Below are 5,188 nucleotides of genomic sequence, written 5' to 3'. Positions count from 1 at the left end.
TATCGCCTTCACTGTATTCAGTGATAACTAAATCAGCACTTGCCGTAGTAGAAAAAGCGCCCAAAACCATAGCAGTAGCCGCAGCAACTGCATTCATTTTAATTCTCATAATCGTATCTCTTTTGAATCCTTGATGGGAAGCACACTGCCCGCGGGCTGTGCGCTTCATTATCGAGATCAACGCTTACTTGCGAAGACGACGGCGTATAGCTGCTAGTCCGAACAGGGATAACAAGCTGATGAAGCCGGCACTACCCGCACTACCGTCACCGCCAGTGTTGTCCGTTTCTTCTTCAACAATGTCAGCAATCAAAGAGTCACGGCTAGATACCTTCGCTTTGAAAGTTTGCTTAGACCCTTCCACAATTTGGCCATCACGCTGCAGGCTTACGCTAACGTTGTAGATAGCTGATGGCGCACCGAAGACTTCGAAATTAACTAAAGCTGTTGCGTCATTAGAAAGAACCACATTAGGCAATACCATTTGGCTCAAATCTAAGCGCTCTTCATCATTTGCAGGAGTCATATTGACGGTCGCTACATCGCCAACTTGAGCAGTAACACCCGTTGGGATCTGATAAGGAACCTTGATTAACTTTCTCAGTTTTGGCAGGTTCAGAGGCACGTTTGCATCCGCATCGCCAGGCTTATAGCTAAGAGTGATTAGCGCAGGATCGTGATCCGACGCACGATAGATGTCCTCTTTATAGAACTTATGCGTTCCAGTACCGTCGATGGTACCTTTGAAGCGGTTCTGGTAGTCATACAAACCAGTTTCTGCTGCATTAACATGCCAGTCAGTGGCATCAATCACGCGATCTTTTAGAGATGGTGAGATCAAGATGTGATCAAGCGAGCCTATTTCGTCACTGAAAGAGTAACTCCAAGGCGTCTTACCCTTCTCTTTGAACTTTTCACCAACGATATCGATGTAGCCATAAGTCTTAGTGATGGTGGCTGCAGAGCCATCTTCATTAAACTGAGGCTTAGGTCCAAGGAAAGTGTGGCTAGCGGTAACGATCGTCTTGTTGCGTGGGTTCTCAGTAAGAACGAGTACAGGATCTTCTTTACCATAGGCGTTCAAATCACCAAGGATAATCTTATCCCCAAGAACGTCTTCCATCTCTTCACCTAAGTGCACAGCACCGGCTACGCGGAACTCAGCACAAGAACCTTGGTAGTCCAAATCTGGCGCTGTACGGTTGTTCCAAGTGGTAGCATTGCCAAACTCGACACCTTGCCACTCTTCATAACAAGTAGAGCCTTTCGATTTAAGGTGATTAACCGCTAAGGTCAAACGCTTACCGGTTTGATTAACGATAAAGGTGACCACTAATGCATCACGATGGTAGTTCTGACCGTTCTCTAGAATTTCATCGTTTTGATCTTTAACCACTTCACCAAGATCGTTGACTGTGATTGGTGCTTTTTGCTGCGGCATTGGGATAACGCGAGTGCGCTCAATGCTCATCTTGCTCGGGCGATAAATAATACCTGTTGCAATAGCATCAGAGCCAATGGCGTCGAGGTTATCCAGCATTTGATTGCCGTTATTATCAAAACCAACAAACACATAACGGTTTTCTGTTGAGTTAGGTCCATTATAATCTTGGGCATATTCATCTACATACTGAATATTGACCTGATTTACAATTTCAGCTATCGCGCTGCCATCACCAAAACCATTGTTTTCAATCTCCATCAGCGCCATAACATCAGCATCTTGCGCACGAATGATTTCTACCAGTTTGGTTCTTTGGTTAATGTATTCGTCGTAGCTCTCTGCACCTCGGCTTTGACCAAAGTTATTGTTATCGCCACCGAAAGGAGAGTTAAAGAAGTTGAACAGATTCTGACTGGCAACACGGATAGCAAAATCATTTTCTGCCACAGTGTCATCTAGATCAGGTTTATCAGTACGCGGTAAGTTGTGAATAAAGTTATCGCTGGTTAACTGGTTAGTTATAGTCAGGCTGTAGTCCTGATCGTACTTATCAGTGCCTGGAATTAACTCAGTTTCATATTGACTGATCACACCTTGCGCATTAACGAGGCTATCGTCGATACGGATGTAGTTGGTGTGTGGGTCACTGTTAAACCCAGCGTAATAAGGTAGCTCGATGCCATCGGACTTCGTAGCACTCTCAATAACTAAACGATAGTCATTGTTTTGCTCATAGGCTGCCTTAGACTCAGGACTTCCGGCAACATGCAAATGGTTAGGCTGTAAGTTAGGACGCTTATATGCCGCTACCATATTGTTGCGGTTGTGCCCTTTGCTACTTGAAAGGTAGTTGTAGCTAAAGCTGCGAGTAATACGTAAATCTTGCTCGCCATCAGTCTGAGGATCTAGATCCGTAGGCAAGTTAACCAACATACCTTCGTAACGTTCTAACGTTTTATCGAAAGAACCATTGTCAGAACTAATTACCTCAATATCGGTAGGCATAGTTACGATGTTAGTATCAGTAACATTCCAGCTAAATGCAGTATCAGCGGCCAGTTGTGTCTGACCTTGGTATTCAGCCACTTTACTACCGATACAAACAGTTTGGCCAACCTTCAGATCACCCGCCGCACTCGAACTAACGAAGATGCCATCGGAAGTCTCTGGGTCATTGTCAGAGGCTATATTTCTAAGGTAGAAGCCCTCATTCGGGATAGACACTTTAGCTGAAACGATACCTTTAACAGCTACTTTTTCAGCTGATTCGGTTTCGCCAGCAGCGATTAAAGGCGAGGTAAAACCTGACCCTTGAACTTCACTAGGTGACTTAATTTCACTCTTATCCGTTGGACAAGTGAAGATGTCCATGATGTCATCGGCATCAGCAGCGGGGAGCTCTGATTTACCTAGATCATCAAATCTCATTGGTAAGATGTTCTGCCACTTAGTAGCATCGAAGGTACCAGATTGAGCAGGGTTGCTACCATCAGCATCTTTCTTACGACGCAGAGTCGTGTTCGGTGCCCACTTACTATTGTCGTTCACAGCGCCAACACGATCGATAACGGTATCGCCATTTTTCAGGAAAAAGCCATCGTCGCTAGTCATGAATAGGTTGTTATATTTATTGCTGCTGTCATAAGTGGAGATCACAACAGTGCCACCTTGAGTCTCAATCGCATTGCGAAACTCTTCGGTAGCTCGACTGTTGACAAGCACAAGAGATTCACCAGCTGCAATCGTGTGGCCAGTCAATAACGGCTTAGCATCTGCGTTAAGCAACTCATTGTCGTACTTACCGCTTGAGCGTTGGAAAGCTGTAATGTCAGCAGTAAAAGTAAACGCATCTGAACCTGTGTTAGTGATCTCAATAGATCCCACATTAGCATCAGAACTTTGGGTCATTTCGGTGATCAGCAGGTCTTCAACGCCAGCGAAGGCGCCCATGCTGATGGTGCTGGCAATGGCCAGCGATAGGAAACTTTTCTTCATAGTAAACTCTATAAAAGTTGAATTCGATTAGGACTAAAAGTACATACGCACGTAAGCGTAGCCAGCTTCAGGGGCTTCCCCGACTCGGCCTTCTAGTGACACCACAATGTCGCGAGCTGGGCGATAGTTGAAGCCTAGGCTGGCCCATCGACGCTCTTTTCCGTACTCAGGAGGTAGGTCAGAGTAGTCATAGTTCGGGCTGATAAGATCCCAACCTTCGTACTCTTCGTGGTTTACGGAACTAATGATTTCCCAATGTTCATTCAGGTCATACTTGGCACTTACCGTTAATCCCTGGTTGCGGAAGGTCTGGTAATCTAGGTGTATGTCACCGCTCTTACGTGTAGATAAATCTTCATCTTCTATAAAGCCATTTAGACCAATAGAGAGTTCAGGCATCAATTTAAGACGCACGCCCAAACCGATCTGTTCCTGCTCACCATATTTGCTGACGCCATTAGAGCCGCCGCGAGTTTCTAGGCCAACTACAACAGACAGCAGATCAGTCATCCAGCCTACATAGCCGTTAATGATGTCACCTTGTAGTGCACCACTTTTGTGCTCACCGTTGTATGAGTATGAAACGCCGGTAACAAGGTGCTCGAACTTAGCTTGGTACTTAACAGTATTTTCTTGGTCACCGGCTTCGCCGGTTTCGATGGACTTATTGAATGTGAAGTCACCAAAGTGGTCGTAATCGTCAAAGGCGGTATCGGTCAAGCCAAGCTCTACCCACTGCTGATCAGTTAAGCGGTAACCGACGTATAATTTGTCGATAGCTAATTCAAATTCACCGTCTCCGCCTAGCCAGTTACGGCGTTGGTAGTCAAGTTCAAGACGATAAGTGAATTTTTCACGTTGACCCGATACGCCCATAGTCGCAAAGCTATCATCTACATAGCCTTTGGTATCGTAGAATTCATCGTGGTTATAATCTGCATGGGTATCAAAATGCCCACCTACACCCACTTCGCCATATAAGCGAACATGGTCGCCTTGACTGTCACCATCTAGTATTACAGCGTTCACTGAACCGGCGCTAAGCATAGCGACGATAGCGATTGCAATTGTTGATTTGTTTAACATTGCTGTTACTTCCGATTAGTAATTTGTCAGCCTTTATTGAAGGCCAAACTCAAAATTAGAATTTATTAGTCGTACCTTAAGCTGCTAGCTGCTCAGGTAGTTGGAGGATTCGATGGTGAAATCGAAGGCAAAATCGCCGATTTTCTTATTACATACTTCATACATTCAACCCCATTTTATAATAATGCCGCTATTTTCTATTAACGTGCGTAGCGATTGTTGCAGAGTTCTGCAACAAAAAAAAGGAGGTTACGTCACATTTGATTACAGTAACTAATTGTAATACAAGGATAAATGACCGATATAGAGAACAATCGTTAAGAGGAGGTGCCAAACAAACACTTAAATCAAGAGGTTAACAGAGAACAGCGATGAAGCATATTGAGGTGGAAACGTGCATTTTTTTGACTAAAATAAATTGCTTTTTTAGTTATTTGATCTAGCCAAGTGGTAACTTGCCTTTTAAATGACTAGCTCTTGTCATTTTTAGCAAGTCAATATCACATCAAATATGCCTATTTGAAACAATAGAAAATGGAATTAAAAAGCTTGAGTGCTTCCTAATTTAGGATAATGTTAATAGAAAACAGCAAAACGTTGCTTGCTAAGAACAGAAGTCTTATTTGGTATGGAACAACATAGACCATTTATACCAATCAGTAT

The 5,188-nt window shown here is 44.0% G+C and carries 2 protein-coding genes; both read right to left on the bottom strand.

Translation table 11 applies throughout. From position 1 onward, the window contains the following. Nucleotides 1-184 precede the first annotated feature (184 nt). The gene (locus AB4238_RS19445; RefSeq protein WP_372034943.1) at nucleotides 185-3,439 is read right to left on the bottom strand and encodes an ExeM/NucH family extracellular endonuclease; all 3,255 of its coding nucleotides are present in this window, start codon (nucleotides 3,437-3,439) and stop codon (nucleotides 185-187) included. Between the two features lie 33 nt (nucleotides 3,440-3,472). After that, entirely contained in the window at nucleotides 3,473-4,525 is a 1,053-nt protein-coding gene (locus tag AB4238_RS19440) for a porin (protein WP_372034941.1), read from the bottom strand. Between the last annotated feature and the right edge of the window lie 663 nt (nucleotides 4,526-5,188).

Source organism: Shewanella sp. 10N.286.45.A1 (genome assembly GCF_041470405.1).
GTDB lineage: Bacteria > Pseudomonadota > Gammaproteobacteria > Enterobacterales > Shewanellaceae > Shewanella.
The sequence above is the reverse complement of the archived record's forward strand: the minus strand, read 5'-3'. Positions and strand labels throughout refer to the sequence as shown.

Excerpts from the sequence above, each read along its gene's own strand:
- AB4238_RS19445 (WP_372034943.1), bottom strand. The coding sequence starts at position 3,439 with ATGAAGAAAAGTTTCCTATCGCTGGCCATTGCCAGCACCATCAGCATG.
- AB4238_RS19440 (WP_372034941.1), bottom strand. The coding sequence starts at position 4,525 with ATGTTAAACAAATCAACAATTGCAATCGCTATCGTCGCTATGCTTAGC.